Genomic DNA, 26,636 nt, shown 5'->3' with positions numbered 1-26,636 from the left:
TTCAGTTAAGCTAACGGTATTAGCGTGTAACGAGAATAATTATGACTAGCCAACAATGGCAAACTGCAAGGCAAAGCCGCGACCCTCGCTTTGATGGGGTGTTTTTTGTGGCGGTAAAAAGTACTGGCATTTATTGCAGACCCATTTGCCCCGCACCAACGGCACAAGAAAAGAACGTTGAATATTACCAATACGCGCACTTGGCTGCGCAAGATGGTTTTCGACCCTGCATTCGCTGTCGCCCAGATAGTGCACCGAATAGCCCAGCATGGCTAGGTACTAAAACCACCGCATTACGTGCCAAACAACTGATTGATAAAGGCGAGGCTTACGACTGTGAGGTTTTAGCCGACAGACTCGGCGTGTCGAGCCGTTATTTACGTCGTTTGTTTAACCAACATTTTGGACTGTCGATCACCCAATATCGATTATTTAACCAATGCAATTTTGCCAAGCAGCTATTACAACAAACAGATTTATCAGTGGCAGATATCGCATTTGCTTCTGGTTTTAATAGTATTCGCCGTTTTAACGATGCTTTTTTAAAGCAGTTAAATATTGCCCCTTCAAAGTTACGTAAGACAGATAAAAAACCAGCCTCAACCTTAACTCTAACACTGGCATTTAGGCCGCCTTATAACTGGCAAGCACTCCATGACTTTTTACAGCGCCGTTTAATTAGTGGCTTAGAATGGTTGAGCGCAACGAGCTATGGTCGTACTTTTAAAGACAAATATTGCCAAGGGCAATTCACAGCGCATTTTGTTGAGCATAAAAACCATTTTAAAGTAGCAATTGATATTGATAACACCCGCTATTTACAGCAAGTGATCCATAACATTCGTCGTGTGCTTGATTTAGACGCAGACACGCACACTATTGAACAGCATTTAGATGCAGAGCTTAAAGGCGCAATGCCACTGTGTGTTGGGCTGCGTTTACCGGGAATTTGGTCAGACTATGAAGCGGGCATACGAGCTGTTCTTGGCCAGCAAGTGAGTGTTACAGCAGCTCATAACCTAGTAACACAGCTTGTGTGTGAGTTTAATCAGCAAAGTAATAACCACTATTTTCCAACTCCTGATTGGGTTGCCAATTCTGAACTCGATTTTTTTAAAATGCCACAATCACGCAAAGATGCGCTACGGCGTTTAAGTGCTTATTGTCAGCAAAACCCAGATAATCAAGAGCTTGATAATTGGTTAGAGCTCAAAGGTATTGGCCCGTGGACAGTTAATTACGCCAAGCTACGTGGTAAAAGCCACCCTGATATTTTATTGGCGGGCGACTTAGGGGTTAAAAAAGCCCTCGCTGGAATCAGCGAATTTAATAGCGAGCACTGTGCGCCATTTCGCTCTTATTTAACTTTTCAACTATGGCAACAATTATGAGTATGCAACAAGTTATTATGCCAAGCCCGATTGGCGATATTACCATTCAAAGTACGTCAAAAGGCGTCAGTTACGTTGGCTTTTACCCGGTTGTTGCAATGCAAACAGAGGTTGTTGATGAGCATACCCTTACACCCATTTTAATTTGTATAAGTGAGCTTAATGAATACTTTAACGGTGAGCGTACACGTTTTACAGTACCCCTTGATACCCAAGGTACTCACTTTCAAAGGCAAGTGTGGCGTGCGCTGATGGATGTTGAGTTTGGTCAAAGCAAAAGCTACCAAGATATTGCACTTGCGATTAATAACCCAAAAGCGGTGCGTGCAGTGGGCGCTGCAAATGGTAAAAACCCGATTAGCATTATTGTGCCGTGCCATCGAATTATTGGCGCAAACGGTAAACTCACAGGCTATGCAGGAGGCCTTGAAAGAAAAGAGTGGTTACTGAAACACGAAGGTTTGTTATAAAACAGCAATTTTACTGGGACAACGATTGAGATAATAAGAGTAAGGTAATAGATGATGTTGTCGCGCGATTAGGGTAGCATATTGCGACTTTAAAATTTGGGCAACATCATGGCACAGCTGTACTTTTATTATTCTGCAATGAATGCAGGCAAATCTACCACACTTTTACAATCTGCATTTAACTACCGCGAACGTGGTATGGAACCGGTTATTTTAACCGCGGCTATTGATGATAGAGCAGGTGTTGGCAAGGTGTCTTCACGTATTGGTTTACAGGCTGATGCGCATATTTTTGATGCAGATAAAGATGTATTTGAATTGATCAAATCATTAAATGCAGAGCAAAAGCGCCATTGTATTTTAGTTGATGAGTGTCAGTTTTTATCAAAAGACCAAGTAATGCAATTAACAGATGTGGTTGATGAGCTTGGTATTCCGGTGTTGTGTTATGGCTTACGCAACGATTTTAGAGGCGAGTTATTTAGTGGTTCACAATACCTACTTGCCTGGGCAGACAAACTAATTGAGTTAAAAACAGTGTGTCACTGTGGTCGTAAAGCTAACCATGTACTGCGTACCGATGAGCATGGCAATGCGATTGCAGACGGTAATCAGGTAGAAATTGGCGGCAACGACCGATATGTATCGGTGTGCCGCAAACATTATAAAGAAGCGTTAAATCTCGGCCGCTAATGCCGCGATAAAGCTATCAATATCTTGCTTAGTGACGCCTAAATGGGTCACTAATCGCAGTGGTTTACCCGGTGAAAACAGCATGTTTTGCTCTTTTAACGCATGTGCCACTGCTTTTAAATCGATATGTTCGGCAACATTTGCGTAAACAATGTTGGTATCGATTTGAAAAGTTGAGGTATCAAAACCAGTTAACGTGTTCAACTGCTCAGCTAAATACGCCGCGTTATCGTGATCTTCAGCAAGCCTTGCTACATGATGCTCAAGTGCATGCTGGCCAGCGGCTGCCAGCATACCCGCTTGGCGCATACCACCACCGAGTACTTTACGCCAGCGGCGTGCTTTATCAATCAGTGCTTTGCTACCTAATAATAGTGAGCCAACAGGCGCACCGAGTCCTTTTGATAAGCAAATAGACACTGAATCAAAATACTGGGTGATCTCAGTGATATCAACACCTAATTTAACCGCCGCGTTATACACACGGGCACCGTCTAAGTGCAGAGCAAGGTTATGTTTATCAACACATTCTCTAGCTTCTTTAAGATAGCTTAGCGGGAGAACTTTGCCGCCAATGGTGTTTTCTAAGCTAAGTAGTTTGGTTTTAGCAAAGTGAAAGTCATCAGCTTTAATCGCAGCCACAACTTTGTTTAAATCTAAGCTGCCATCGGCATTATTTTCAATTGGTTGCGGCTGAATAGAACCTAATACAGCGGCACCGCCACCTTCAAATTTGTAGTTATGTGCTTGTTGACCACAAATGTATTCGTCGCCACGTTCACAATGTGCCATCAATGCTAGTAAGTTTGCTTGCGTGCCAGAGCTGCAATAAAGAGCGCTTTCGAAGCCATGGCGCTCAATAGCATATTGTTCAAGCTGATTAACGCTTGGATCGTCACCATAAACGTCGTCACCTACTGGGGCGTCATTCATAACCGCGCGCATGGCTGCTGTTGGTTTTGTAACTGTGTCTGAACGAAAGTCGATCATCTTATTATCCTTATACTAGTTCGTTAAGAATGGCTTCGCGGTCGGCTTGGTCAAAATAGCTCCAAGCAATAAAGCGACTCATTTTTTGGCCTTGTGCCATTTTTATAACTCTTACTTCTTTCACATCAAGTGTGCTAAGCAACTTTTTTATATGCGGCAAAGTGTCAGACTTTGAAACAAGCGATGTAAACCAAATACATTGCTCTGCAAACTCTTGGCTCTCAATACACATTTTACTGATAAATTCGCGCTCACCGCCTTCACACCAAAGCTCGTTTTGGCGGCCACCAAAATTAAGCGCTTTTTGTGGCGCTTTGTTAAGGTTTTTCCATTTACGCTCAGTACCTGCTTTGGCCTGTTGCTCACTGGCATGAAATGGTGGATTGCATAAAGTTAGGTGAAAAACATCTTTATTCGATATCACGCCCGTAAACATTTTATCGGCGTTGTTTTGCTGCTTAACATTAATTTTCAGGCGGTTAAATTGCACAATTTGTTTAGCAATTTTAACAGACAAGGCATCAATATCGGAGCCTGTGAAGTGCCAGCCATATTCGTGATTACCAGTAAGCGGGTAAATCACATTTGCACCCGTACCTACATCAAGCACTTTTACTTGCTTACCCGTCGGAATATGACCTTGGTTATCGTTTGCTAATAAATCGGCCAAGTGATGAATGTAATCCACTCTGCCAGGAACCGGTGGGCAAAGGTAGTTGTCGGGTAAATCCCAAAAATCGATTTTATAATGGCTTTTTAATAACGCTTGGTTGAGGGTTTTAACCGCTAATGCATTGGTGAAATCAATAGTATCAGTGCCCGCTGGCGTTTGCGTTATATAAGGTGTTAGGGCAGGAGTTACTTTGCATAGCAAAGTAAAGTCGTAGCCATTTAAGTGGCGATTTCGCGGATGCATTAAGGAAAACCTATCTGTTAGCCATATCAAAGGCTGATTGTACCAAATAAATCTTTTCTCTGACTTAGTTTGCGGTGGATATTTTTGCTTAGTAGCATTAATACATGGAGAGCAAAAATAAGTTGAGAACTGATTGAGTGGATTTGCTTAAAGTATGGGCTAGTTGAGGTTAAGAGCGAAAGAACGGGCATATTGGCCATGATACAAGCAACTAAAATTAGTGTTTAAAAATTTCTACTCAAATTGGGTCACATTGGGTACTACCATAAGACATTTAAAGCTGATAAATTCGTAAGTGATTCAATCAAGGAAAAATAATAAAAATCATGGTTAAAAAGATACTTAAAGGAATTGGTATAACATTTTTAGTGTTAATTAGCTTATTTGTACTTTTAGCAATTTGGACTGCGAATAAATCCTCTGCTTACAAAGAAACTGCTATTCCTTACCTAAATTCAGCAATTACAGATATCTCTCTATGGGACCCTCAGACTCTCAAAAACTATATGACCCCATCATCAATTGAAAATGCCACAGATGAAGATATTTCTAAAATCATGCGTGCATTCTCAAAGTTGGGCGAATTAAAAGAACTAGGTGAATTTGAATTTATAAATGTTAGCTCTAAAGCTGTCACTGGAGGTGGTTCTGGTACTTATGTTACTTATTTAATTCCAGCTTCATACACTAATGGAGACGCAAAAATAACCGTCACGTTAAAAGAAGAAGGTGAGTCATTTTCTATTTATAACTTCAATTTAAATTCGATGGCACTGATAGATTAAGTTTTATCAAAAATAGCAAGAGCAACTGATTGTATTTAAATAGTTTATTTTCAAAGGAATGTTTATGTCTAAAATTAAAAAAATAGTGATAGCTGTAGTAGTTGTGCTAAGCCTTGGCGCAATTGCTAAACAATACAATGAGCACAATCACACAGAGATGGCAATTAAAGAGTGTGGCAATAAAGACAACGTCGCCAAAGTCGACTCTAAAGGTTTTGAGTGTACAGACTAATAGAGAATAGCGACAGTTGATTGATGTTATAAATACGAAGCAGCCGTTACGTTAAATAATGCTTTATGAATAAGGAGTTAGTTTAAACTATGAATGAAGCAGAGAAAAAAATCCTACAAGTCATTGAGCAATATGGGTGTTATGTAACATCAGTTTTTGATCCTGAAGGTGAGAGCCCCAGCTTTACATATTCAACAGGTATTAGTAAAACATATGATGCACCCGAACTTATTATAATCGGTTTAAACAGCAAACTAGCTCACTCAATAGTAAATAATTATGCAGGACGTTTAAAAAATGGTGAGAAATTCTCAATTGGTGAATTCTATGAGGATTTTTTAGAAGGTTTTGATGTTACTTTCTGTGAGGTATCACAAGAAAATAAACAAGAGTTTATGCTCTCAGCTTGTTGGTATAATAATGACAAATTTGAAGCATTACAGTTGGTGTACCCTACTACTAGTGGTATTTGGCCTTGGGATGCTGCTGCAAACCAGAGCTTTTTAACACTTCAGCCTTGCCTAGCAACAAAGAGTGCGTGGTAATTTTTAAAAGGTCGTTTAGTTAACATTTGAGCGAGGTAGGTTCATTCACCTTTGTTAGCTGAATTCATGATGGTTTCAAAAGGTTTTTATAACTCGAAAGTGAAAGGTTTGAATAAAGAACAAAGCAAGGAAAGTTGTATCTTATATGCTGTATTTACAACTGTTTTATTGTACTTCCTTTTTAAAATTACGTTAATTTTTTCTATGCAGTTAAATTGGCATTCAACCTGTCTAAGCTCGCTTTGGGATAATGCCAACTCTGTAGTGACACCTTTTTTAGGGTTTTCTATTGTCGCTGTATTAAGTTGTATCTGGTTTTTTTATTGCGCCATAAAATACAAACAAAAAGCAGGTAAAGCGGTATATCTTTTATTAGGCGTAGGAGCTGTGTTCTATTATTTTTGGTTTAGAGGCTTTTACGGTTTTTGGCAGCTAATGAGCTACGAACAAAAAGAAATAACAGTACAAGAGTTTTATGAAAAAACAGGTGGTACAGATAGACTCACTTCGTTGTTTGGTAACCGCCTCAGGCATCATGAACTGTGTAAGTCACCACATGACTAGATGAATTAAAATGCAGATGAGACGTTTTGTGTGGTACTAATTTAGATTGCTGTATAAATATAAAGCGTAGTTATTTCGCTCCCATATTCAAGAAAATGAGCGACGAGCACATTTTCTTTTTCTGAATACCTTTAGGACTAATTAAAAATACGAGTTGCCGATGCCTTACGTTATTTGTTAATAATAGAATTATTAACACATGAGCGTGACATCGGTAGAAAGATGCGTGTCGCGCACGATAAAATTGTTAGGTAGCTAGATGGAATTTCAGAGTTGGCCAACACCTTTTGAAAATGGCAGTTTGTGGTTAGTCGATTTGTCATGGGGTACCAAAGAGTGGACTTTAGAGAAATCGAATGGTGTAAAGTACCTGATTAAAGGCGACGCAAAACACGAAAACCATGAACTTGTTGCTCGTGTATTTCACGAAGAATCACAAACTATATACGAGCTATTATTTGAATCTGTAAATGGCTTTCGTTGTCTTGATGAGCATGGGTTGACTGAAGTTTGGAGCGAACAACGACCAAAGTTCAATACTTTTAAAATAAGAGGTCACGGCTGGCACAAAGAAAGTCCACTCACTTTTTTTATGGGAAATGATGGTGAATGGTCTCACTTAATAGTTACTTCTGACGAATGTTTAGAGGTTGTTTGTCGGGAAAACCCTATTGTAAAAGTGATTGGTAAAGCAGAGGTTTTCGCTACCTAATAAAGCCATAAAAAAGGACGCAAAACAGCAGGCTTGTGCTCCTTCGTCGCCAATTTTAGCCTGCTATTTTGTGCCGTTTATTACGGCGTTGGTATGACTCCCACAGTCAAGTTAAACGCACTGATCCTTGCCTAACTTTTTAAGCCATAATTTCTTCAGCTCGAATTAGAGCGAGTTAATACATAGGATGAAGCAAGTAATGTCGTCGGTTTTCATGCTGATATTCGTTGGTTATTACTATTTCTAGTAACAGAGCAGACCTTACTTAGTTCGTCGTGGCACCTGTCTTCAGTCTATGTTCGTGGTTCAATGCTGCGTTAGCTGCATTGCCATCCTAACGCCCTCGGTGGTTGTGCCACACCCGATGCTTGACCCAATGCATTAACTCTAATTCGTTCATCATGCAGGTACTCTTGCTAATCTTAGTTTTGGATCAACAGGTGTCAGTACCACTTCTTTTGCTATAGCCCAGATATACGCGATCATTTCTCGCGCAATTGCTGTGACTACAAGGTTATAATGCTTTCCCTTACTGATTAACTTTTTGTAGCGCTTGCAGAGCCTAAGTTGTGCTTTCCATGCGATATCAATAATCTGCTTTGGCAACCCTTCTTGTCGTTTTTGCATATCTGTGGAGATATTAGCGGCATACCTGTATGTGTGCGCACCTTCAATAAGGAGGCGTCTAGCCCTACCATTGCCACATTTTGTTATCGCACCGATATGACGTTTTCCGCCGCTTGAGTGTTCACTAGGTACAAGACCAAGGTAACTCATTAGTTTACGAGGGTGGTCGAAGCGCGATAAATCGCCTAGCTCAGCAATAACACCTGCTGCAACTAATAGACGAACGCCGCGCATCGCTTGTATTGCTTTTACGACAGGGTAATAACGCCATTGATGAACATGGTGTGTTAATTCATTATCAAGACGCTCTAAACGTGCCATTCTTTCAGATATTGTTTGTATAAATTCTTGTAAAACAAGTTGCTGTGCTGGGTGAGATAATACAAGCTCTGTAAGCCAACGAAGGTGTTTGAGCGACCAGTTAGCAGTGCCAGCATAATTTATATTATTACGCAGTAATAGCGCTTTAAGTTGATATTTGGCGTCTTTTAAATCTTTCATGGCAACTTCACGGGCGCGGGATAAATCTCGAACGGCTTCATCTTCAGGCTCGGGAACATAAATGGGAGTGAGATCTTCCGATTTCAGTAGTTTGACCAACTTAATGGCATCACGTTTATCGGTTTTAACACGTTCACCTGGTTTTTTAGGAGTGAGAGAAGGGGCAACCACATAGCAGCAATGACCAAGGCTAGTGATTAACCGATAAATCCAGTAACCGCAGGGGCCAGCCTCATAGACAAAGTGAAGCGTTGCATCAGGGTATTAGATTCAAAGTGACGAACTAGTTTTTTAACGGCTATTTTAGATGATGGCGCTCTACCAAAGTGCACAGGTTGTGCGCCTCGATGGTCTTCAATATAGGCGACTTCATTGAATTCTTTATGTGTATCAAGTCCGATAAAAAGTATGCTATGTTTGTTCATGCTAGCCTCTGCTGTTTAGTTATTTGACAAACTAATTATGGCTCTGGCTTTGTATTAAGCTAACCCACGAAAAGCGGAGGCTAGCACCGTGTGGGAGTCATTATGTCTAGGCTTCTAGGTGTTAACTGTGAGCAAATTAGTAAAAGTTAGAATTGAGTTACCACCTGAAAATGTTCTCAATGCATCTGCCGAAACACTTTGGGCTGAGCCACTTGAGAAGGGATTGTTTAAACTCCAAAATTCACCATTTGGTGCATATGGCTATAGCTTTGAAGATGTTGTATTAGCCGATGATAATGAAATACCTAATGTGTTAGGTGTGCATGAAAACTCGGGGCGTTCTACTTACCGCATATTGTTAAAGGACGGGGTTCTAGACACAGATGAGTTTGCCCAAGCTTGGAAAAAATTAGAAAGTATTGGTTGTACCTATGAGGGGTCAGAATCAAAGTTGTTGGCTATTGATGTTCCTGCCAATACAGATATTTTCCATGCTTATAAATTACTTGAGGCAGGTGAAGAAGCCGATTTATGGGAATTCGAAGAAGCTAAATGTGCTCATAATATCGAAGCCTAACAAAGCCATTATGGAAGGGACGCAAAACGCTTGGCTTGCGCTCCTTCGTCGTTAATTATAGCCAAGCATTTTTCGCCCCATATGGCGGCGTTATGCGGCAATCTAAGTAGGATAATTTGATGAATTTTGTTGAGTTTCAAAAAAATATGCGAGGGGCTTACGTGGGAGGTGCAACTGGTGTTTTAGCATCGGGCATTGTTTGGATCTTAGCTGGAGCAATTGGAACTTACTCTTCTTCTTTAACAGCTATGCTCGCTCTGTTCTTCGGTGGTATGTTTATATTTCCTCTTTCTATACTTTTTTCAAAACTGCTTTCTGCGTCAGGAAAACACGACTCTAAAAACAAACTAGGACCTCTAGCCTTAGAAACTCTTCCAACCCTTTTTGGTGGGCTGCTAGTGGCCTTTTATGTGGCTCAATTCAAACTGGAATTATTTTTCCCAATCATGTTGTTAGCAATTGGCGCTCGCTATTTTTCCTTCCAAACATTGTATGGCCTTAAAGAATACTGGATATTGGGTGCTGCATTGATATTTGCTGGCATCTCATGCACCGTACTAAGTTTGCCTTTTATATCAGGCGCTTTTATTGGTGGGGCTTTGGAATTAATCTTTGCGTTAATTATATTCAGAAAAACACAAGCGGTTGTTTCGGCAGCCGCATAACAAAACGCTTAAAAGGGACAATTACACAATGCCGCTTCGCGATTATCGCATTGCGTAATTGCCCCTTAGCTTAAAGTTACAGATTAAATACTCTAAACATTTTTGTCCAGATAAAGTCAAAGTCATACTCAACGTCTGCTCGCACTCAATGATGGCCTAATGACCGCAAATGGCAAAAGGCCGTCTCTCCAGAATATGTTAATTACGTAGCATTAAAATCATCAAACAAACTTTTTCAGCACCATTTCATAGCCTTTTTATTAGCGCTCATTTAGACAGAGGCTCCTGCAAGTCGAACTTCTAACTTCAATGAATAATGGCTCTGCATTGGTGTTACTATTTTATCAAAATCTCATCGTGCCTGAGATTCTCATTTTGAATGGCAATCGCCAAGCCAAAACTTGCTTTGCTGAAGAGACTGGCGTAATTTAACACTGGTACGATGAGTCTATAAGAATAAAAAGGTCAAACGTGACGATTAAACAAGAATCGGTGTTTATTAAACTCGCCGAAAGCCAAACCTTACATTTACGCCGTATCAGTAAGACTGATGCGAAAGGCCCTGCGGTGTTTTTTATGCATGGTGCCGTTGAAAATGGCAAAATCTTTTACACCCACAGCAATAAAGGTTTAGCACCATTTTTAGCTGAGCATGGCTATGTTTGCTATGTGGCTGATTTACGCGGTCGTGGTGAAAGTAAACCTGCGATTTCAAAGCATGCAAAGTATGGTCAAACCGAGGCCATTTTAGAAGATATCCCCGCATTTTTAGATAAAATTAAGCAGCTTGAAGGCGAGCCTGCGCGTTATTGGGTGGCGCACTCATGGGGTGGGGTGTTAATGAACAGTGTGTTTGCCCGTTTTCCTGAGTTGATTGATGATGTGAAAGCCTGCGGCTATTTTGGTTCTAAACGGTCCTTGTATAACCATCATCCAAGCAAGTATATTCAAGGTAATTTGATCTGGTATGGCTTGGCGCCATTAGTTGCTCGTAAGCATGGTTTTGTGCCTGCTAAAAAACTGAAATGGGGCAGTGATGATGAAACCCGTAAGTCACATTATCAAAGCATGCAATGGGCTAAGCGCAAACCTTGGGTCGATACTGACGATGGCTTTGATTACGCCAACGCATTAGCTGATAAGGCGCTGCCGCCCATTATGCATGTTGCAGGTGTTAAAGATAAAGCGCTATGCCAGCCGATTGATATTGAAAAATTTATGGAAGAGTCGGGCATCGGTAAGCAAACGATGACCATTTATGGCCGTAAGTTTGGCCATAAGGTCGATTATGATCACATTAATATGCTTACTCACCCACAGGCGCGTTTTGATCAGTTTGTTGACTTGTTGAACTGGTTTGAGACTCACGCATAAGCATGTGCATTGCGCTCTCGTAGCGTTTGTATTTCTCTAATGCTCTATCACTTAACGGCTGTCTCACAGCCGTTTTGCTGAGCGTTGCCACCGGTTTTTTTGACTTATAAAAATCTAAAAATTGTGTGCTGTACTCAATGTTTAAGAACTTACACAGGGCTGTTAGTGTTTGTTCGCTGTCACTGATAAGTGCTTCATAGCTTAAATCAAAAACCGCCTCTGGCATCACGCTTTGCCAATGTTCCATTAACTGCTGATACAAATCAAAGTACTGTTTAAACTCTGGGAGTGAACAAAAATAAGGTTCGTTTTCAGCAAAATAGTTGCTAAACACCGACCAAGCAATTGCATCATACTCGCGCTGCATATTAATAAACTTGGCGTTAGGAAAGAGTAAGTAAATTAATCCGAGTGACTGATAGTTAGCAGGCAGCTTATTGATCATAAAGGGGCGTACAACTGGCGCTTGTTTTATTATTTTAATATAAATATTGCGAGCATTGTTAATTAGCCCTTGATTTAGCTCTGCTAAGCAATCTGGGTAGGGGAGTTGTGTTTGTTGTTCAAGGTATGCAACAACATGGTTACTGATACTGGCATCTTCACCAAGGCTGGCAAAATCATCATGGCTTGCCAGCATTTGCTCTACCAGCGTTGAGCCACTTCTTGGCATGCCAATTATAAAAATGGGGGTAATTGTGCCTGTGAATGTTTTGTCTCTGGCATCAATTAGCTCAGCGGTATTTTGCTCTATGATGCGCTGATAAAAAGGAACTAAGTCACGGGTTTTAAACTGAGTGAGTTTTGTTTGTAGCTTATTAGCAAGGCTGAAGTAGTTAAAAGCTTGTTCTGTATCATTTAACTGATCATAGCTTTTACCAAGGGCATAATAACACACCATTTTTAAGCGCAGATTATTGGTTAAAGTTAAAAACTGGTGTAGCTCATTTATGTAATTTTGTTCGTTGTTAAAACGCCCAAACTGCACTAGCTCAAATAATATGTACGCCGTCACTGGGTAATTTCCCATACCGAGTGCGTGCTTTAATATACTGTACGCTTTGTCTAATTCACCATAAGTTAAATAATGTTGGGCAAGATAGTAATGTGGCTCAGGGTTATGGCTGGCAATTGATTTAGCATATTCGAGTACGGTTAAGGCATCTTGCGGTGAATGCACGCCATTAAAAGCATCGGCAAGGGCATGGAGCGGTTCAAGCATATGAGGTAGTCGCTCACAGGCTCTTTGTAGAAGGTAAACCGCAGCATCATAACGCTCTAAACGCAGTGCAATGCGGCCCAATCCAAATAACGCTTCGCCGTTTTCAGGATCTGAATCGAGAATGGTTTTAAAATGAAACTCGGCCTCTTTAAGCTTGTTTTCATTCAGTAGTTGATTCGCTTTTTGTAACAGCATAGGAATGGCGGGTTATTTGTTATTTTTATTTACTATAAAACGAAAAAGGCGAAATGTCTTTCGCCTTGGTTAACTATAAATATCCAGAATAAATCCGGGGTATCGACTTTCTAGGTTGATTGCTCAACCTAGAAAGCTGTTCTATTTAGAAAGTATACGTAGCTTTCACGTAATAGAAGCCACCGTTGATACCGTACGGCGACGTTTCGTAGTATTTACCACCCCAGTTGTTGTTAGGGATGCCAGTACTGTCATAGAAATCAAGTTTCTCTGCTTCTTGGTCGAATAAGTTTGTAGCACCTACAGAGAAGCTAAGCTCTTCAGTTAGGAAGTAAGTTACTTCTGCATCAATCGTTACTGCAGCATCAGCTGTTTTCGCTGTTGCATCGTAATCTACGTGTACGCCTTGGTATTCGCCATAGTAGTTAACACGTGTAAATGCAGAGAAATTCTCCCACTGTTGTGCCCAGCTAAGCGTTGCACGGTGATTTGGTAAGTCATTTTCTAAACGGCTTACTTTAAACTCACCAGTAATGTCTGTTGACTTAGTTACTTCAGTGTCGTTCCAGTTATACGCTAAGCTGAATGTTGAGCTACCGCCTAACAAATCAGTTGAGTAGTTAGCTACAGCATCAACACCTTGCGTTGTTGTATCAAAGTCATTAGTGAAGAAGCTTACTTGCGCTAAGTTTTGTACGTTTGGTACGCCTGCTGCTTCAAGTGTGTCTTTATCAGCTTGGCTTAACTCAATTTTATCTGATTGACTGATACGGTCATCAACTTGGATGTTGTAGTAGTCAACTGTGAAGAATAAGTCACCAATTGTCCAAACTGCACCAAATGTATAGCTTTGTGATTCTTCAGGTTCAAGCTCTGTACCACCTAATTGCACGGCAATTGGGTTTGTTGGTGGTAAAAGTGCTGAGTCAACAAGAACACCGCTGCTTAGGTTTGTTTGAACGTTACTTACATTTGCTTGACCAACAGTTGGTGCACGGAAACCTGTACTGATTGAACCACGAATGTTTAAGTCTTCAGTTAAGTGGTATTGACCAGTTAACTTGTAGTTAGTTGTTGAACCAAATGAATCATAATCTTCATAACGTAGTGCTAAGCCCATTAGGAAGTCTTCTGTGAATGGTGCTTCAACATCAACGTATGCAGCATAGTTACGGCGTGTGTATTCGCCAGCATCAGATGGTTTGAAACCAGGGAAACCATTTGAACCGATACCAAAACCTTGTTCTGTTAGTGGGCCAGCTGTGAAAGAGGCTACATCACCAGATACAACTGTGAATGTTTCTTCGTGCCACTCTAGACCACCGGCAACGTTTACATCGTAAGCTAAGCCAAAGTCAAAACCTTTTGATAAATCTGCGTTAAAGTTTTTCTCTAACTGTGAGTATTTACCTGGGCTGAAATCGCGCGGGCTTTCTGGGCCTAATGATGCATTGATTGTGTCGTAGATGAAGTAACGAGATTCGTTGTAACCAACTGTACCGCTTAAGTCATAGTATGCACCCTCAAGGAAACCAGAAGTGATTTCACCTTTAGTACCAATTGTTAATGCAGTATCTGTGATGTTACCACCGAAGTTAGGTGTAAAACCGCCTGGAAGCATTTCGTTAAATGCAAAACAGTCTGGGTTGTTAGCCACTAGATCGATGTATCTTTGGTTATCTAAAACGTTATCATCAATCATGATATCGGTAGGACAATTACCGCTCATATCGCCAGTTAAATCACCAACAAGCAGTGTTTCCCCGCCGTCATTTGAGTAAACACCTGGGCGAGTGTGTGGGTTACGATAGTAGAAACCACCACGTACGTCACGCTCAGAGTAGTTACCAAACATGTAGAATTCAGATGAGTTGCTTAGCTCAAGACCAATGTTACCAAAGATTGAAATATCGTCATCAACTTCAGGTGCCCCCCAAATTTGTGCTAAAGAAGATACTTCAGGTACACCTGCAGCGTTAAGTGCTGCTGCATCAGGACGTTGTACTGAGCGGCTAGTTGCATCAGCTGTTTTATACTGGAAGCTTAAGTTAGCAAAACCGCTATCGGTAAATGGTAGACCCACGTTACCTGAAATTTGTGTTGTATCGCCATCACCTTCGTAGTATTCGCCTTGACGTATTTCGAATGAACCACCTTCAGAGGCATCTTTTAATACAAAGTTCATTACACCAGCGATTGCATCAGAACCGTATTGTGCCGCAGCACCGTCACGAAGTACTTCTACTTGCTTTAGGGCAATACTTGGAATAACGGAGATATCAGCACCTTGAGCACCATCATTGATACCACCCCCTAAGAAGGCGATAACTGATGCGCGGTGACGACGTTTACCATTAACAAGTACTAATGTACTGTCAGAAGGAAGACCACGTAAGTTAGCAGGGCGTACAAGTGATGCTGCATCACTAATTGGGTTTTGGTGTACGTTAAAAGAAGGAACTGAGCCTTTTAAAAGCTCTAGCATATCGGTGTTGCCGCCTTTATCTAGCTCTTCACCACCGATGATATCAATCGGTACTGGTGAATCGCCGATTGAACGTGGCGCAGAACGAGTACCAACCACGGCAATTTTTTCTACATTTTTATTAACTTTCGTTTCTTCTGCTGCTTGCTCTGCAGCAACAACTGAACCCGACACAAACAGGCCAGCTGTTGTTGTCGCTAAAGCAAATTTAATTGCTTGTTGTAGCGCATTATTTTTGAATTTCATTCTGACTTCCCCAGTTAGAATATTTATGATTATGTCACCGAAGTTAAATAATAAACTTGGTGTAAATCTCTTATACAGCCTGTAAATTTATTTTGCAAATTGTTAATGTGATGTTGTTTTTGGCGTTTTTATTTGCACGTTATTATTGTTTTTTTAATTATGTGCATGAAATAAAAGGGGATAATTTATTCTTATTTTTTCTTTTATGTGTAAGAAAGTATATAAAATATCTAAAAATATTTTAAAAAAGGAATTTTTTGATTGGTTTTTAAGCGAAATTGGATTTGGAACGGTCTATTAGGCTTGTTGCGGAATGTTGTTTAATTGCCATTGCTTTAATTTTTCTCGGTATTCATCCCACACGCAAGGGCAACAGCTACCACCACCACAACATTCATCTGGGGCTGGCTTTTGGGGTTTTGGCTCAGCCTGTTGTAAAGGTGTGTTCATGTTTAATACTGAAAAATAATTACGAATAGAGTATTAAGAATAAAACAAAAACTAATATAAGTAAATTATGCTTTGTGAACTTAACATGCTGTGTGAAAATAGCCAAATGCGATTATACAAAGTTATTCATCGAGCCCCATTCAGAGTGGCCAAAATTACCAAAAAGCGTCAGACTCTACGCTTCAAGCGCGCTATGGTAGCACTTAAAATCGCACTTGCCCAAGAAAAGCAAGAAACAAAAGAGATGCTTCATATCTATAGGCGATACACCCAAGGCCAAGCTACTAAAGAAGAATTGCATACTGCCAATGAGCAATTTTTAGATATATTAAAAGGACTCGGTTTGGGCGTATTTGCTGTATTACCCTTTGCACCCGTGACAATTCCTTTGGTTGTAAAACTGGGTCAATGGGTTGGTGTTGATGTACTACCTAGTTCATTTAATATCAATAAGTCGATTAAAGAGATTGATCAACAAGTAGAAAAAGAAGAAAAAGAGAAGCAAAACAAAGACTGATTAGGTTTTGCTTATCTGATTTTGCCTATACCTTTTGTATCAAGATATTGGTATGCTTAAATACCTTTTCTTTATATCGAGTCGTTTAATGAGTTCATTAATTCGCCATTCTTCTACGGGAATTCCCCTGTCATTTATTGCTAAAGCTGACCTATCAACGTGGTTAACCGAGCAGCCGCAAGCCTTACAAAATTGGCTAACAAATTGTGATTTAAAAAACAAAGGCATGGCCTTAATTGCTGATAGTGAAACCGGTTCACTTGAGCATGTGTATTGTTTAGTTAATGATTTACAAGACTTTTGGTTAGCGGGTGACTTATCGACAAAACTGCCAGCAGGTTGTTATCAAATTCAAGGTGATGACAAATTTGTAGAACAAGTAGCGCTGGGTTTTGTGTTAGGTGGTTACGAGTTTAGTGAATATAAAGAAAAACCATCGCCACGTGCCACACTAGCTATTAAAGATGAAAGCTTAGTTAAGCGTTTATCGCAGCATGCAAGTGCTATTAATTTAGTGCGTGATCTGGTTAATACGCCTGCTGCAGATATGATGCCGCAACACCTATCACAAGTGATGGCAGATTTAGCCGACACCTTTGATGGTGAGTTTAGCGAGTGGGTTGGTGATGAATTATTAGAACAAAACTACCCAACGATCCATATGGTTGGTCGTGCGTCTGAGAATAAACCTCGCTTACTTGATTTACGCTGGGGCGCAAAAGATGCTCCACAGATTACCTTAGTCGGTAAAGGCGTGTGTTTTGATTCAGGTGGTTTAGATTTAAAACCAAGCTCAGGCATGCGTAATATGAAAAAAGACATGGGCGGTGCCGCGCATGTTATTGGTCTTGCCCAGTTAATTATGGCTGCCAACTTACCAATTCGCTTACGAGTACTGGTACCTGCAGTTGAAAATGCGGTTTCTCGTAATGCATTTAGACCGGGTGATGTGATCAAAACTCGCAAAGGGATCACAGTAGAAATTGATAACACGGACGCAGAAGGTCGTTTAGTGCTGTGTGATGCACTTGCTGAAGCACAAAATGATAACCCCGATCTTATCGTTGATTTTGCAACCCTCACTGGTGCTTGTCGGGTAGCCCTCGGCACTGAATTACCGGGCTTTTTCGCAAATAACCGTGAAGTGGCTAACAAATTGATGGATGCAGGCGAAAGCTGCCATGATCCTGTATGGCAACTGCCGTTATTTGATCAATACAAGCCATTATTAAAAAGTGACGTAGCTGATATTGCTAACTGTGCTTCCACTCCTTTTGGTGGTGCGATCACTGCTGCTCTTTATTTAAAAGAGTTTATTGAGCCAAGCACTCCTTGGGTTCACTTTGATGTTATGGCTTGGAACCTACGTGCATTACCGGGTCGCCCTACAGGTGGTGAGGCATTGGGTATTCGCGCTGTGTTTAATTACCTACAAGATCGCTTCCAATAATCTAGAGTTGGTAAAGCTCTAACGGTAAATCATCGGGATCGGCAAAAAACGTAAATTGCTTCCCGGTGATTTCATCCACTCTTATTTCTTCAACCGAAATGCCTTGTTGTTCTAAATACTGTTTAGATTTTGCAATATCAGCAACTTTAAACGCCAAATGGCGTAGCCCTTGTGCCTCTGGATAGCTGGGTCTTTGTGGCGCTCCAGGAAACGAAAACAATTCTAATTGGCTACCATCAGGAAGTGCTAAATCTAACTTATACGAGTCACGTTCAGCACGGTATAGCTCGTGAATAATCGGCAGTTTTAAAATTTTATTATAAAAATGCTTTGATTTTTCATAGTTGCTACAAATGATTGCAGCGTGATGTATGCCTAATAATTCCATTATATAGTCCATTTTTTGCTCATAAAAAAACGCGGACTAAGCCGCGCTTTTCTATTAAAGAGTGTCGAGGATTACTCTGCCGCTTTACATGCTGCAACAGCCGGTGCAACAAGTTCAAGGCCTGTTTTATCACACTTAGGTAAGGCTGCATCAGATACCGCAATTGGTGTCACGCGTTCGCCCCATTTAATGTAGCTTGCCGCCCACGTTAAACCAGCGCCAAAGGCCGCTGACATAATGTTTGAGTTTGGTTTGATAAGGCCTTGCTCAACAGCTTCACAAATTGCAATCGCAATTGTTGCAGCAGACGTATTACCGTAGTCGGCAATGTTCACCATTACTTTTTCATCAGCTACTTTCAAACGTTGTTGAATAGCTTGGATAATACGTAAATTGGCTTGGTGAGGAACTAATACGTCAATGTCATCAAGCTCTAACTGTGCTTGGTTTAGCACGTCGTCACAAGCTTCACTCATACCTTTAACAGCACGCTTGAAGATCTCGCGACCTTCGAATAATAAGTTAGACGGGCCAATTGGCTCGTACTTATTTAAATCGCTACCAAAGTTTTCGATGTGCAAGATATCGCGATCTTCACTGTCACACCCGGTTTTAGTCGCAAGTAAACCTGATGGTGTATCTGAAGCTTCTAATACAACGGCACCCGCACCATCACCGAATAATACAGCACTGTCGCGGCGCGCCCAGTTGATGTACCAAGTCATGCGCTCAGCAGCAATAACGACCGCTTTTTTGATCATGCCCGCACGAATTTGTGCCGTTGCTGCTTGTAATGCATATAAAAAGCCTGAACATGCAGCGTTAGTATCCATTGCTGCTGCGCCAACTGCACCAATATTTTTTTGCACTAAAGAGGCTGTATTTGCCACCATAGTTGATGGTGTACAAGTCGCAAGAAGTACAAGATCAATGTCTTTACCATCAACCCCAGCACAAGCAAGGGCTTGCTTTGCGGCAACAGTAGCTAAATCAGCAGTAGAAACATGGCTGACACGGCGAGATTTGATGCCTGTACGTGTTGTGATCCATTCATCGTTGGTATCAACAATATTGCTAATTTCATCATTGCTGATGCTTGCTGGTGGTATACATTTACCCCAGCCAGTAATTTGGGCATAAGACATAATGTGTTCTCTTTATGTGGTCAGACTTGTTAAATTTTTCCGAAGTTATATCAAAATTCACTTGTTAACACTAGTTCATTGCTGCGCTATGTCGTAAATAATGGCATTTACTCAGTATTTAAGTTAAACCTAGTATAAAAAAGAGGCGATTATGAAAAAAATAAACCTAAAAATAAGCACATTATCGGTACTGTCTTTATTATCTACGTTTGCTGTTAATGCACAAACCACCATTATTCATGCTGGAAAGATGCTGGTAGGCACTGATCAAGATGTCAAAGAGCAGCAAACGCTGGTTATTGAAGACAATAAAATTGCCGCAATAAAAGCTGGTTTTCTAACAAAGCAGCAATTAAACCTTAGTGATGCAGATGTTATTGATTTAAAAAATCAGATGGTATTGCCGGGTCTGATTGATATGCACGTTCATGTTACCTTTGAGCGAGATGCAAAACGTAACCCACACCAATGGGCAACTGAATACGAAGCCGATTACGCTCTTCGTTCTTTAAAGTACTTACAACGTACGGTTGATGCAGGTTTTACCTCGGTGCGCGACCTAGGTAGCAGTTATCAAGTTATCTTCCCATTAAAGCGAGCAGTTGAACGTGGCGACATTGTTGGCCCGCGCATTTTTGCAGCAGGGGATATGATCACACCGACCGGTGGTCACGGTGATATGCATGGCTATCGCCGTGATATCACCAAAGCGACAGAAGGGGGGGGCTTAGGGGTGTGTGATGGCGCTGCCGATTGCACTCGTGCAGTACGCGATGTAATTAAAAGCGGTGCCGATGTAATTAAAATTACCGCGACAGGTGGTGTATTAAGTAATACAGCGGCAGGGGTTAATCAGCAATTTACTGATGAAGAACTCAGTGCCATTGTAAACACAGCCCATCATTTAGGCCGCAAAGTGACCGCTCATGCTCATGGCACAGAAGGTATAAAAGCAGCACTTAGAGCGGGTGTTGATTCAATCGAGCATGGCTCTTTTTTAGATAAAGACACGGTTAAGCTTTTTAAAAAGCAAGACGCGTATTTAGTTCCAACGTTACTCGCTGGCGCAACAGTAAAAGAAGAAGTGCTAAATAACCCTAATATGCCAAAAGCAATTGCTGATAAAGTTGAAGTAGTTGCGCCAAAAATGGAAGCATCGTTTAAATTAGCATTAAAAAACAAGGTTAAAATAGCCTTTGGTACAGATTCAGGCGTATCTAAGCATGGTGATAATGCTAAAGAGTTTGAGTTATTGGTAAAGTATGGCATGACGCCAAAGCAAGCTATTAAATCTGCCACCGTTGAAGCTGCTAAACTATTAGGTCAAAGTGATAACCTCGGTGACTTGAGTGTTGGTAAACAAGCAGATATTATCAGCGTGAATATGAATGTACTTGATAACATTAGCGAACTTAGTCAGGTTCAGTTTGTTATGAAGGGCGGTAAAGTGCTCAAACAGTAAGGGTTACTATGGGCGGTAAAATTAAAGAGACGTTATTTAATCATTTAATTGATGCAGAGCGACAGCTCCTTGAGCCAGAGGTACGGCAATCTGCTGAAGCGCTTGATGCATTACTTGATGATGATTTTATTGAAATAGCCGCTGATGGCACGTCATTTAATAAGTTCCAAGTTTTAACCCGCCTGCCAACTGAGGTGGTACCGCAGTTTTATAATCAACATTTTAAAGGCCGAATGCTTAGTGATGATATTGCACAGCTAAGCTATCAAGCGGCCTTTAGACGTTCAGCTCGCTCAGAGTTTAACTACTCAGTGCGTATGTCACTGTGGCGTTTTAATGGTAAACAATGGCAAATGGTGTTTCATCAAGGAACGCCTTGTGCTGTTTTTACAATTTCAATGGACGATGATTAAGCTTAAAGAGTCCGTTATGCAAACCGATCCGGCGATCAGTCGCCTACTAATTTTAAGAAGCGCCGCAATCGCCGTGCAGTTTGTAGCTGTGATTGCGGTGTATTTTCTGTTTGAATACCAAATTCCATTATTACCTTTACTTGCTGTAATTTGTATTGAAGCAATCTTTCAGCTGTTAAGTATATTCGCTTACCGAAATGTCACGAAAGCCAAGCCAGCAGCTTTGTTGATGCAGTTGACAGCCGACTTATTGTTTTTAACTATTTTGCTCTCCTTAAGTGGTGGAGCAACAAATGCATTTGTTTCGTTATTACTGTTACCGATAATGATAGCGGCGGTGACTGTTAATGCGAAAGGGCTTGCTTACACAGCTGTGCTGGCAATCGCCGCTTATAGTTTTTTACTGATAAAAATGCCCGAACACACCATGCACCAAATGCAGATGACTCATCATTTTATTGGTATGTGGATTAACTTTGTTATAAGCGCCATCGTTATTGCCTTTGTAATTGGCACATTAAATAGTACGTTAAGAGCCAGAGAAGCTACTATTTCCCGTACCCGCGAGCAACAATTAAGGCATGAGCAATTATTAACGCTTGATGGCGCTGCCGCACAAGTAACGCATCAACTTGCAACGCCGATAGCAAACTTACAGCTATTATTTGAAGAGCTTAAAGAGCAACAAGCTGATGACCCCATTGTGCAAGAAATGGCCAAGCCATTAGCTCAGTGTAAAGAGCAACTTGCTCATTTTAGGTCACTTTCAAATGCACTAAGAACCGGTGAAACACAACAAGTGATTAGTGCTAAAACACTACAAAACACCATTCAAGATGCGATGACTCTGCATTTTCCTGAGCAAAGCTTACAGTGGCTAAATGACGCTCCTGATTGTTCGATTTTAAGTGATGCTATGCTGTTACCGGCTATTTTAAACTTGTTGCAAAACGCCGTATCGGCAAATAACCATAATCAGCAACACAACATCGAAGCTAAATGGCAAATCGATGAGCAAATACTTTCATTGTCGTTACGTGATTTCGGTCAAGGATTTAGCGAGCAACAAATGGCATCATTAGGCGGTCAGCTCATGCCAAGTAGCGATGGAATGGGAATGGCAGTTATGCTTTCTAATGTAACCTTAGAGCGCTTAAATGGCTCATTAACACTAAGTAATCACCCACAGCAAGGCGCGATTGCGATGGTTAGTTTAAAAATTGTATGAAACTTTTAATTATTGAAGACGATGTAAACCTAGCCAGTACGCTTGCGAGGCGCTTTACAAAACAAGGCTTCACATGTTCACTTGCTCATAACGCTGAGCAAGCTTTACAAAAAACAACCACTTTTGAGGCAAGCCACTTTCTGGTGGATTTAAAACTTGGGGATGATAACGGCCTTGCGCTAATTAAACCTTTAAGAGAACAATTTCCTTCAGCTCGTATCATATTGCTCACGGGGTTTGCCAGTATTGCCAGTGCAGTAGAAGCGATACGTTTAGGTGCTGATGACTACTTACCAAAGCCTGTCGATTTCAATTCATTATTAAAAACAATCTTGGGTGATGTTGAAGCTGGTGCCTCATCGGTAAACCCAGAGCCAAGCCAAATAATGTCGCCAGAGCGTCTTGAGTGGGAGCATATTCAACATGTATTGCATAGCAACAATGGTAATATCTCTGAAACTGCGCGCCAACTGAATATGCACAGAAGAACCCTACAACGTAAATTACAGAAAAAACCCGTACAACACTAAATTGATTGTTTATTAAACTGAAATAATGCAAGGTTTAATGCAAAAGTATGGTTTAATTATAAATGGGTACAAATCTCAGCCTTTTTGATTTGCTGCATCGCTGATCCTTAACTAAAGTCAAATTAACCCTGTTAGTTGTATGAGTCTGGTGTATGCATTTTTCTGAACTTAATTTCTTCGCGATTTTTTTTGCTGCCCTTGCATCTTTTCTATTAGGGGCTGTGTGGTATTCTCCTCTGCTTTTTAAACGTATTTGGATGGAAAGCTGTGGTTTAACTGAACTTGACCTACAGAGTATTAACCCTGTTATGGTGTTTGGCGGCAGCTTTGTTTTATGTTGTTTAATTGCATTTAGTTTATCGTTATTTATTGGCGCAAATGTCAATGTGGGAGTAGCTGTTGGCACAGGGTTTATTATTGGCTTGTGCTGGGTTAGCTGTGCCTTAGGTATTGGCTATATTTTTGAACAACGCCCATTAAAATTGTTCTTAGTTAATGCAAGTTATTCAATATTACAGTTTTCTGTTATCGGCTTAGTTTTGGGGCTCTGGCCCTAACATGTTAAGGTAAGGTTTTATTTTAGCAATGTAGTTGTAATGGCAAAACCAAACAAAAAAGGCCCGACCAAAACAGTCGATATTTTTTGCTCACAATGTAAAACCCAATTATTTAAATACCGCAAAGGTGGAAAAGGAGCGTTGGTTAAATGTTTTGTTGAACGTATTAGTCAAGACTTTACCAATGAAACAGGTATCTGCCCTGACTGCCAACGTCAATTCGCCCGCGAAACCATGATCCGCGGCGCACCTGCTCTAAAAATCATCGGTGGTAAGGTAACGCATAAGTAGATTAAAATACGGACATTTATCCTCGATTATCCCTCATGCTCTGATACTATTGACCGGTTTGCTGTTTCAATGAATGAAAACAACCCTCCCCATGGATTGGGCCAGTTGTATGGGTATAAACACATGAACAAAATGGACTCACGCACGTGATAGCACTTTTATTTGATATTATTGGCATGACAGGCACATTCTTAGTGGTTGGTGCTTTCTTTTTATTACAACTGAATAAAGCATCGCCAACCGGCCTTGTGTATAACATGATGAACTTAACAGGTGCAATTCTGTTACTGATTAGTCTTTGTTATAACTTTAACCTTGCTAGTTTTGTTATCGAAATATTTTGGATAGCGGCGTCACTTATTGGTTTATATAAGTACATCAAGGCAAAGCGTACTGGTAATGTTGAAACAGCTTAATTAAGCTTGGCTCAATAAAATTAAAACCCATTTTTAGCTGAAAGTGGGTTTTTTTGTATCTACTTCCGAGAACTCATCAACTAAAACTATAAAAACATTGCAAGCTTGCCAATCTTTTGTATTAATAGTGTAAACAAGGTGTTGCTTTTGCAGCATGGGCTATTAGTACAGGTATCTCGCAGCGTGAAGCTTTTAAGATGTTCAGCACTTTTTTCAATTGCAGTTGCCTCAACCATTCCAATGGTTGCAAATGCGACTGACGAGCAAGACTTATTCTCTTTAAGTTTTGAAGACTTGCTTAATGTGCAAGTCGATATTGCTAGTAAAACCAGCGAAACCCTGTCTTCTGTTCCCTCGACAATGAGTGTCTTTAGTCGTAAACAAATTCAAGCGCTTGGTGTTGATAACGCCTATGAGGTAATGAATTTTGTGCCAGGTATGCAATCAACCCGTGGCGATTGGGTGGGTGCTGTGCCTAAAGATCATGCTCGAGGTGTATACCTTGATAGTGGCAATGTACTGGTGATGATCAATGGTGAGCGTGTCAATGAATCATCATTTGGTAAAGCCTCTGTTTACATGCCTTATATTCCTATTGAAATCATTGAAAAAATAGAGTTTATTCGTGGTCCAGGCTCGGCGCTGTATGGCAGTAATGCGTTTTTAGGGGTGATGAATATTGTTACCTCTAAAGAGCGAAATGCATTGCAACTTGTGGTTGGCAATAATGGTCGCTTTGGGGCAACAGGGCAGTTCAATACCTCTTTAAGTGATGATACCGAACTCTTTGCGAGTTTTTCTTATGATCAAAAAGACGGCGAAAGCTACCCGCAAGGAGTAAAAGATCCTCTTGAAGCGCTTTACCTAGAAGCAGGTGTTGATTACAAAAAGTTACAATTACGTGCTCGTTACAACGAAACATCCCTTGATGAATTTTTAAACCTTGCCGGCTATTCAACGCAAAACCAACACACCAGTGATAACACTTTTGTTGGCGTTAAATATAACTGGATTAATAACGACAAGTTAAAGCTAGATTCTAGTTACTCGTACACTAAACATAATATCTCAAGTGCTGGATTAATCGCTGCGTTTGACGATATACCTGACTTTTTACTTGGCCCTGCTTGGCAAACAACCGATAGCAAATTTGAGACTGAACTGAGTTATCAATTTGAAAATCAATGGCAGCTTGCGGCAGGTATAGAATACGCAGAGGCGAAACAAGTCGAAGCTGGGGTGCGTACTAATTACTATGATGATGAGTCGATGTTAGTGATTATTGACCCCGCTTATTATCAGCAAGGTATTGTGACGGTGATGGACTTTCCTGAATTTGCATCACTTAAATATACCTTCGAAACATATAGCGCCTACGGGCAGTTAAAAATACCTTATTCAGATGCACTTACTTTATTTGTAGGGGCACGCTATGACGATGTAAAAGACATCGACAGTAAACTTTCGCCTCGCCTTGCGGGTGTTTATGTAATAAACCCAGAGCATACCGTTAAACTGCAATATGGCGAATCGTTCAGAACCCCGGTTACGAATGAGCTTTTTTCAAATGATGATGTCACAGTAGGTAACCCATCGCTTCGCTCTGAGTCGGTAAAAACCACTGAGTTTGTTTGGCATTATCAAACCTCAGAATTACAAGCTAATGCGGTGCTTTTTTATAATGAACTCAATGATTTTATAAATATTGAGCCAACCCAATCTAATGATGCCTTGTTTACTTTTACAAACTCATTTAATACTCAAAACAGTGGTATTGAGCTTGATGGTACTTGGCAATCAAGTAAAGAGTTCTCTGTAACAGGTACCTATACGCAGTACTTTGAAGACCCAATTAATGCGAGCTTTAAGCGTTTTGCAAGCTTAGTGAGTAGTTATAATTTATCTGACAGCTGGCAAGTGAGTTTAAACCTATTGTGGCGTGATAAAGTAGAAGTAAGTTCAGTTACCGGTGCTCACTTTAAACAGTCTGCCTATAGCTTATTAGGTGGCAGCTTGAAATGGCAGTTAAACGCAAACAGTCAACTAATGCTTAAAGCAGAAAACCTGTTAGGCAAAAAATATAATGTGTTTGATCCACGTATGGACAATGGCGCTGTCGCTGGTACAACAGAAGATTTATCGTTACACTACCAGTTCAATTTCTAGTTGCGCTG

At 40.7% G+C, this 26,636-nt stretch carries 28 protein-coding genes and 1 pseudogene; 21 read left to right on the top strand and 8 right to left on the bottom strand.

Going from position 1 to position 26,636, the window contains the following annotated elements; all coding sequences use genetic code 11:
• Positions 1–41 precede the first annotated feature (41 nt).
• The 3 genes from HUS61_RS05910 to HUS61_RS05900 all read left to right on the top strand — a co-directional run bounded on the left by HUS61_RS05910 (position 42) and on the right by HUS61_RS05900 (position 2,554).
• Positions 42–1,391 carry a DNA-3-methyladenine glycosylase 2 family protein gene (locus HUS61_RS05910; protein WP_175081498.1) on the top strand — a complete coding sequence of 450 codons (1,350 nt, stop codon included), beginning with the start codon at positions 42–44 and terminating at the stop codon, positions 1,389–1,391.
• A gap of 2 nt (positions 1,392–1,393) precedes the next feature.
• Positions 1,394–1,861 (top strand): methylated-DNA--[protein]-cysteine S-methyltransferase, encoded by a 468-nt coding sequence (locus tag HUS61_RS05905; protein WP_063527935.1) that lies wholly within the window; start codon positions 1,394–1,396, stop codon positions 1,859–1,861.
• A 108-nt stretch (positions 1,862–1,969) separates the two neighbouring features.
• Positions 1,970–2,554 carry a thymidine kinase gene (locus HUS61_RS05900; protein WP_062565567.1) on the top strand — a complete coding sequence of 195 codons (585 nt, stop codon included), beginning with the start codon at positions 1,970–1,972 and terminating at the stop codon, positions 2,552–2,554.
• Here HUS61_RS05900 and ltaE read toward each other — a convergent pair.
• Both ltaE and rlmF read right to left on the bottom strand, forming a co-directional pair.
• A complete protein-coding gene (ltaE, locus tag HUS61_RS05895; RefSeq protein ID WP_175081497.1) occupies positions 2,537–3,544 on the bottom strand; it encodes a low-specificity L-threonine aldolase in 1,008 nt (335 codons plus the stop codon). The genes HUS61_RS05900 and ltaE overlap by 18 nt on opposite strands.
• A 10-nt stretch (positions 3,545–3,554) precedes the next feature.
• A complete protein-coding gene (gene rlmF / locus HUS61_RS05890) occupies positions 3,555–4,460 on the bottom strand; it encodes a 23S rRNA (adenine(1618)-N(6))-methyltransferase RlmF (RefSeq protein WP_175081496.1) in 906 nt (301 codons plus the stop codon).
• Positions 4,461–4,786: 326 nt separating this feature from the next.
• Here rlmF and HUS61_RS05885 point away from each other — a divergent pair, with 326 nt between their 5' ends.
• The 5 genes from HUS61_RS05885 to HUS61_RS05865 all read left to right on the top strand — a co-directional run bounded on the left by HUS61_RS05885 (position 4,787) and on the right by HUS61_RS05865 (position 7,298).
• Positions 4,787–5,245 carry a hypothetical protein gene (locus HUS61_RS05885; protein WP_175081495.1) on the top strand — a complete coding sequence of 153 codons (459 nt, stop codon included), beginning with the start codon at positions 4,787–4,789 and terminating at the stop codon, positions 5,243–5,245.
• A 64-nt stretch (positions 5,246–5,309) separates the two neighbouring features.
• Positions 5,310–5,477 (top strand): hypothetical protein, encoded by a 168-nt coding sequence (locus HUS61_RS05880; RefSeq protein WP_175081494.1) that lies wholly within the window; start codon positions 5,310–5,312, stop codon positions 5,475–5,477.
• Between the two features lie 89 nt (positions 5,478–5,566).
• Entirely contained in the window at positions 5,567–6,022 is a 456-nt protein-coding gene (locus HUS61_RS05875) for a DUF4262 domain-containing protein (RefSeq protein WP_175081493.1), read from the top strand.
• A gap of 66 nt (positions 6,023–6,088) precedes the next feature.
• Positions 6,089–6,586, top strand: coding sequence for a hypothetical protein (locus HUS61_RS05870; RefSeq protein WP_175081492.1), 498 nt, complete (start codon positions 6,089–6,091; stop codon positions 6,584–6,586).
• 259 nt (positions 6,587–6,845) lie between these two features.
• The gene (locus HUS61_RS05865; protein ID WP_175081491.1) at positions 6,846–7,298 is read left to right on the top strand and encodes a hypothetical protein; all 453 of its coding nucleotides are present in this window, start codon (positions 6,846–6,848) and stop codon (positions 7,296–7,298) included.
• Positions 7,299–7,697: 399 nt separating this feature from the next.
• Here HUS61_RS05865 and HUS61_RS05860 read toward each other — a convergent pair.
• Positions 7,698–8,851, bottom strand: a pseudogene (locus HUS61_RS05860) (IS110 family transposase).
• A gap of 127 nt (positions 8,852–8,978) precedes the next feature.
• Here HUS61_RS05860 and HUS61_RS05855 point away from each other — a divergent pair.
• The 3 genes from HUS61_RS05855 (at position 8,979) to HUS61_RS05845 (ending at position 11,467) form a co-directional block, all read left to right on the top strand.
• Positions 8,979–9,428 carry a DUF4265 domain-containing protein gene (locus HUS61_RS05855; RefSeq protein WP_175081490.1) on the top strand — a complete coding sequence of 150 codons (450 nt, stop codon included), beginning with the start codon at positions 8,979–8,981 and terminating at the stop codon, positions 9,426–9,428.
• A 119-nt stretch (positions 9,429–9,547) separates the two neighbouring features.
• Positions 9,548–10,093 (top strand): DUF7010 family protein, encoded by a 546-nt coding sequence (locus tag HUS61_RS05850; protein WP_175081489.1) that lies wholly within the window; start codon positions 9,548–9,550, stop codon positions 10,091–10,093.
• 471 nt (positions 10,094–10,564) lie between these two features.
• Positions 10,565–11,467: an alpha/beta fold hydrolase gene (locus HUS61_RS05845; protein ID WP_058584258.1), complete on the top strand. Its 903-nt coding sequence runs from the start codon at positions 10,565–10,567 to the stop codon at positions 11,465–11,467.
• Here the strand turns inward: HUS61_RS05845 and HUS61_RS05840 are convergent.
• From HUS61_RS05840 to HUS61_RS05830, 3 genes are all read right to left on the bottom strand, one after another.
• Complete coding sequence (locus tag HUS61_RS05840) at positions 11,400–12,884, bottom strand: sulfotransferase (protein ID WP_175081488.1); 1,485 nt, start codon at positions 12,882–12,884, stop codon at positions 11,400–11,402. The two genes, HUS61_RS05845 and HUS61_RS05840, sit on opposite strands and share 68 nt — an antisense overlap.
• Positions 12,885–13,029: 145 nt before the next feature.
• A complete protein-coding gene (locus HUS61_RS05835; RefSeq protein WP_175081487.1) occupies positions 13,030–15,615 on the bottom strand; it encodes a TonB-dependent siderophore receptor in 2,586 nt (861 codons plus the stop codon).
• 297 nt (positions 15,616–15,912) lie between these two features.
• Positions 15,913–16,065 (bottom strand): oxidoreductase-like domain-containing protein, encoded by a 153-nt coding sequence (locus tag HUS61_RS05830; protein ID WP_175081486.1) that lies wholly within the window; start codon positions 16,063–16,065, stop codon positions 15,913–15,915.
• Positions 16,066–16,171: 106 nt separating this feature from the next.
• Between HUS61_RS05830 and HUS61_RS05825 the strand changes: the two genes are divergently transcribed.
• A complete protein-coding gene (locus tag HUS61_RS05825; RefSeq protein ID WP_054563995.1) occupies positions 16,172–16,582 on the top strand; it encodes a hypothetical protein in 411 nt (136 codons plus the stop codon).
• A gap of 88 nt (positions 16,583–16,670) precedes the next feature.
• Entirely contained in the window at positions 16,671–18,032 is a 1,362-nt protein-coding gene (locus tag HUS61_RS05820) for a M17 family metallopeptidase (RefSeq protein WP_175081485.1), read from the top strand.
• 1 nt (position 18,033) lies between these two features.
• Here the strand turns inward: HUS61_RS05820 and HUS61_RS05815 are convergent, their stop codons facing one another.
• Both HUS61_RS05815 and HUS61_RS05810 read right to left on the bottom strand, forming a co-directional pair.
• Entirely contained in the window at positions 18,034–18,420 is a 387-nt protein-coding gene (locus HUS61_RS05815; protein ID WP_175081484.1) for a VOC family protein, read from the bottom strand.
• A 71-nt stretch (positions 18,421–18,491) separates the two neighbouring features.
• Positions 18,492–19,565, bottom strand: coding sequence for a ketoacyl-ACP synthase III (locus HUS61_RS05810; RefSeq protein ID WP_175080106.1), 1,074 nt, complete (start codon positions 19,563–19,565; stop codon positions 18,492–18,494).
• A gap of 151 nt (positions 19,566–19,716) precedes the next feature.
• Between HUS61_RS05810 and HUS61_RS05805 the strand changes: the two genes are divergently transcribed.
• The 8 genes from HUS61_RS05805 (at position 19,717) to HUS61_RS05770 (ending at position 26,628) form a co-directional block, all read left to right on the top strand.
• Complete coding sequence (locus HUS61_RS05805) at positions 19,717–21,027, top strand: amidohydrolase family protein (RefSeq protein WP_175081483.1); 1,311 nt, start codon at positions 19,717–19,719, stop codon at positions 21,025–21,027.
• A gap of 8 nt (positions 21,028–21,035) precedes the next feature.
• Positions 21,036–21,440: a DUF4440 domain-containing protein gene (locus tag HUS61_RS05800; protein WP_054563972.1), complete on the top strand. Its 405-nt coding sequence runs from the start codon at positions 21,036–21,038 to the stop codon at positions 21,438–21,440.
• Positions 21,441–21,456: 16 nt separating this feature from the next.
• Positions 21,457–22,668, top strand: a complete 1,212-nt coding sequence (locus tag HUS61_RS05795; RefSeq protein WP_175081482.1) for a HAMP domain-containing sensor histidine kinase — start codon at positions 21,457–21,459, stop codon at positions 22,666–22,668.
• Positions 22,665–23,198, top strand: a complete 534-nt coding sequence (locus HUS61_RS05790; RefSeq protein ID WP_175081481.1) for a response regulator transcription factor — start codon at positions 22,665–22,667, stop codon at positions 23,196–23,198. Before HUS61_RS05795 ends, HUS61_RS05790 begins: the two co-directional genes overlap by 4 nt.
• Positions 23,199–23,350: 152 nt before the next feature.
• Entirely contained in the window at positions 23,351–23,755 is a 405-nt protein-coding gene (locus HUS61_RS05785) for a DUF1761 domain-containing protein (protein WP_175081480.1), read from the top strand.
• 39 nt (positions 23,756–23,794) lie between these two features.
• Positions 23,795–24,046 carry a hypothetical protein gene (locus HUS61_RS05780; RefSeq protein WP_054563976.1) on the top strand — a complete coding sequence of 84 codons (252 nt, stop codon included), beginning with the start codon at positions 23,795–23,797 and terminating at the stop codon, positions 24,044–24,046.
• A gap of 146 nt (positions 24,047–24,192) precedes the next feature.
• A complete protein-coding gene (locus tag HUS61_RS05775) occupies positions 24,193–24,462 on the top strand; it encodes a hypothetical protein (RefSeq protein WP_054552127.1) in 270 nt (89 codons plus the stop codon).
• A 183-nt stretch (positions 24,463–24,645) separates the two neighbouring features.
• Positions 24,646–26,628 carry a TonB-dependent siderophore receptor gene (locus tag HUS61_RS05770; RefSeq protein WP_282658756.1) on the top strand — a complete coding sequence of 661 codons (1,983 nt, stop codon included), beginning with the start codon at positions 24,646–24,648 and terminating at the stop codon, positions 26,626–26,628.
• Positions 26,629–26,636 lie beyond the last annotated feature (8 nt).

The organism is Pseudoalteromonas sp. 0802 (assembly GCF_013350085.1).
Taxonomy (GTDB): domain Bacteria; phylum Pseudomonadota; class Gammaproteobacteria; order Enterobacterales; family Alteromonadaceae; genus Pseudoalteromonas.
This window is presented reverse-complemented; position numbering and strand designations above follow the sequence as displayed.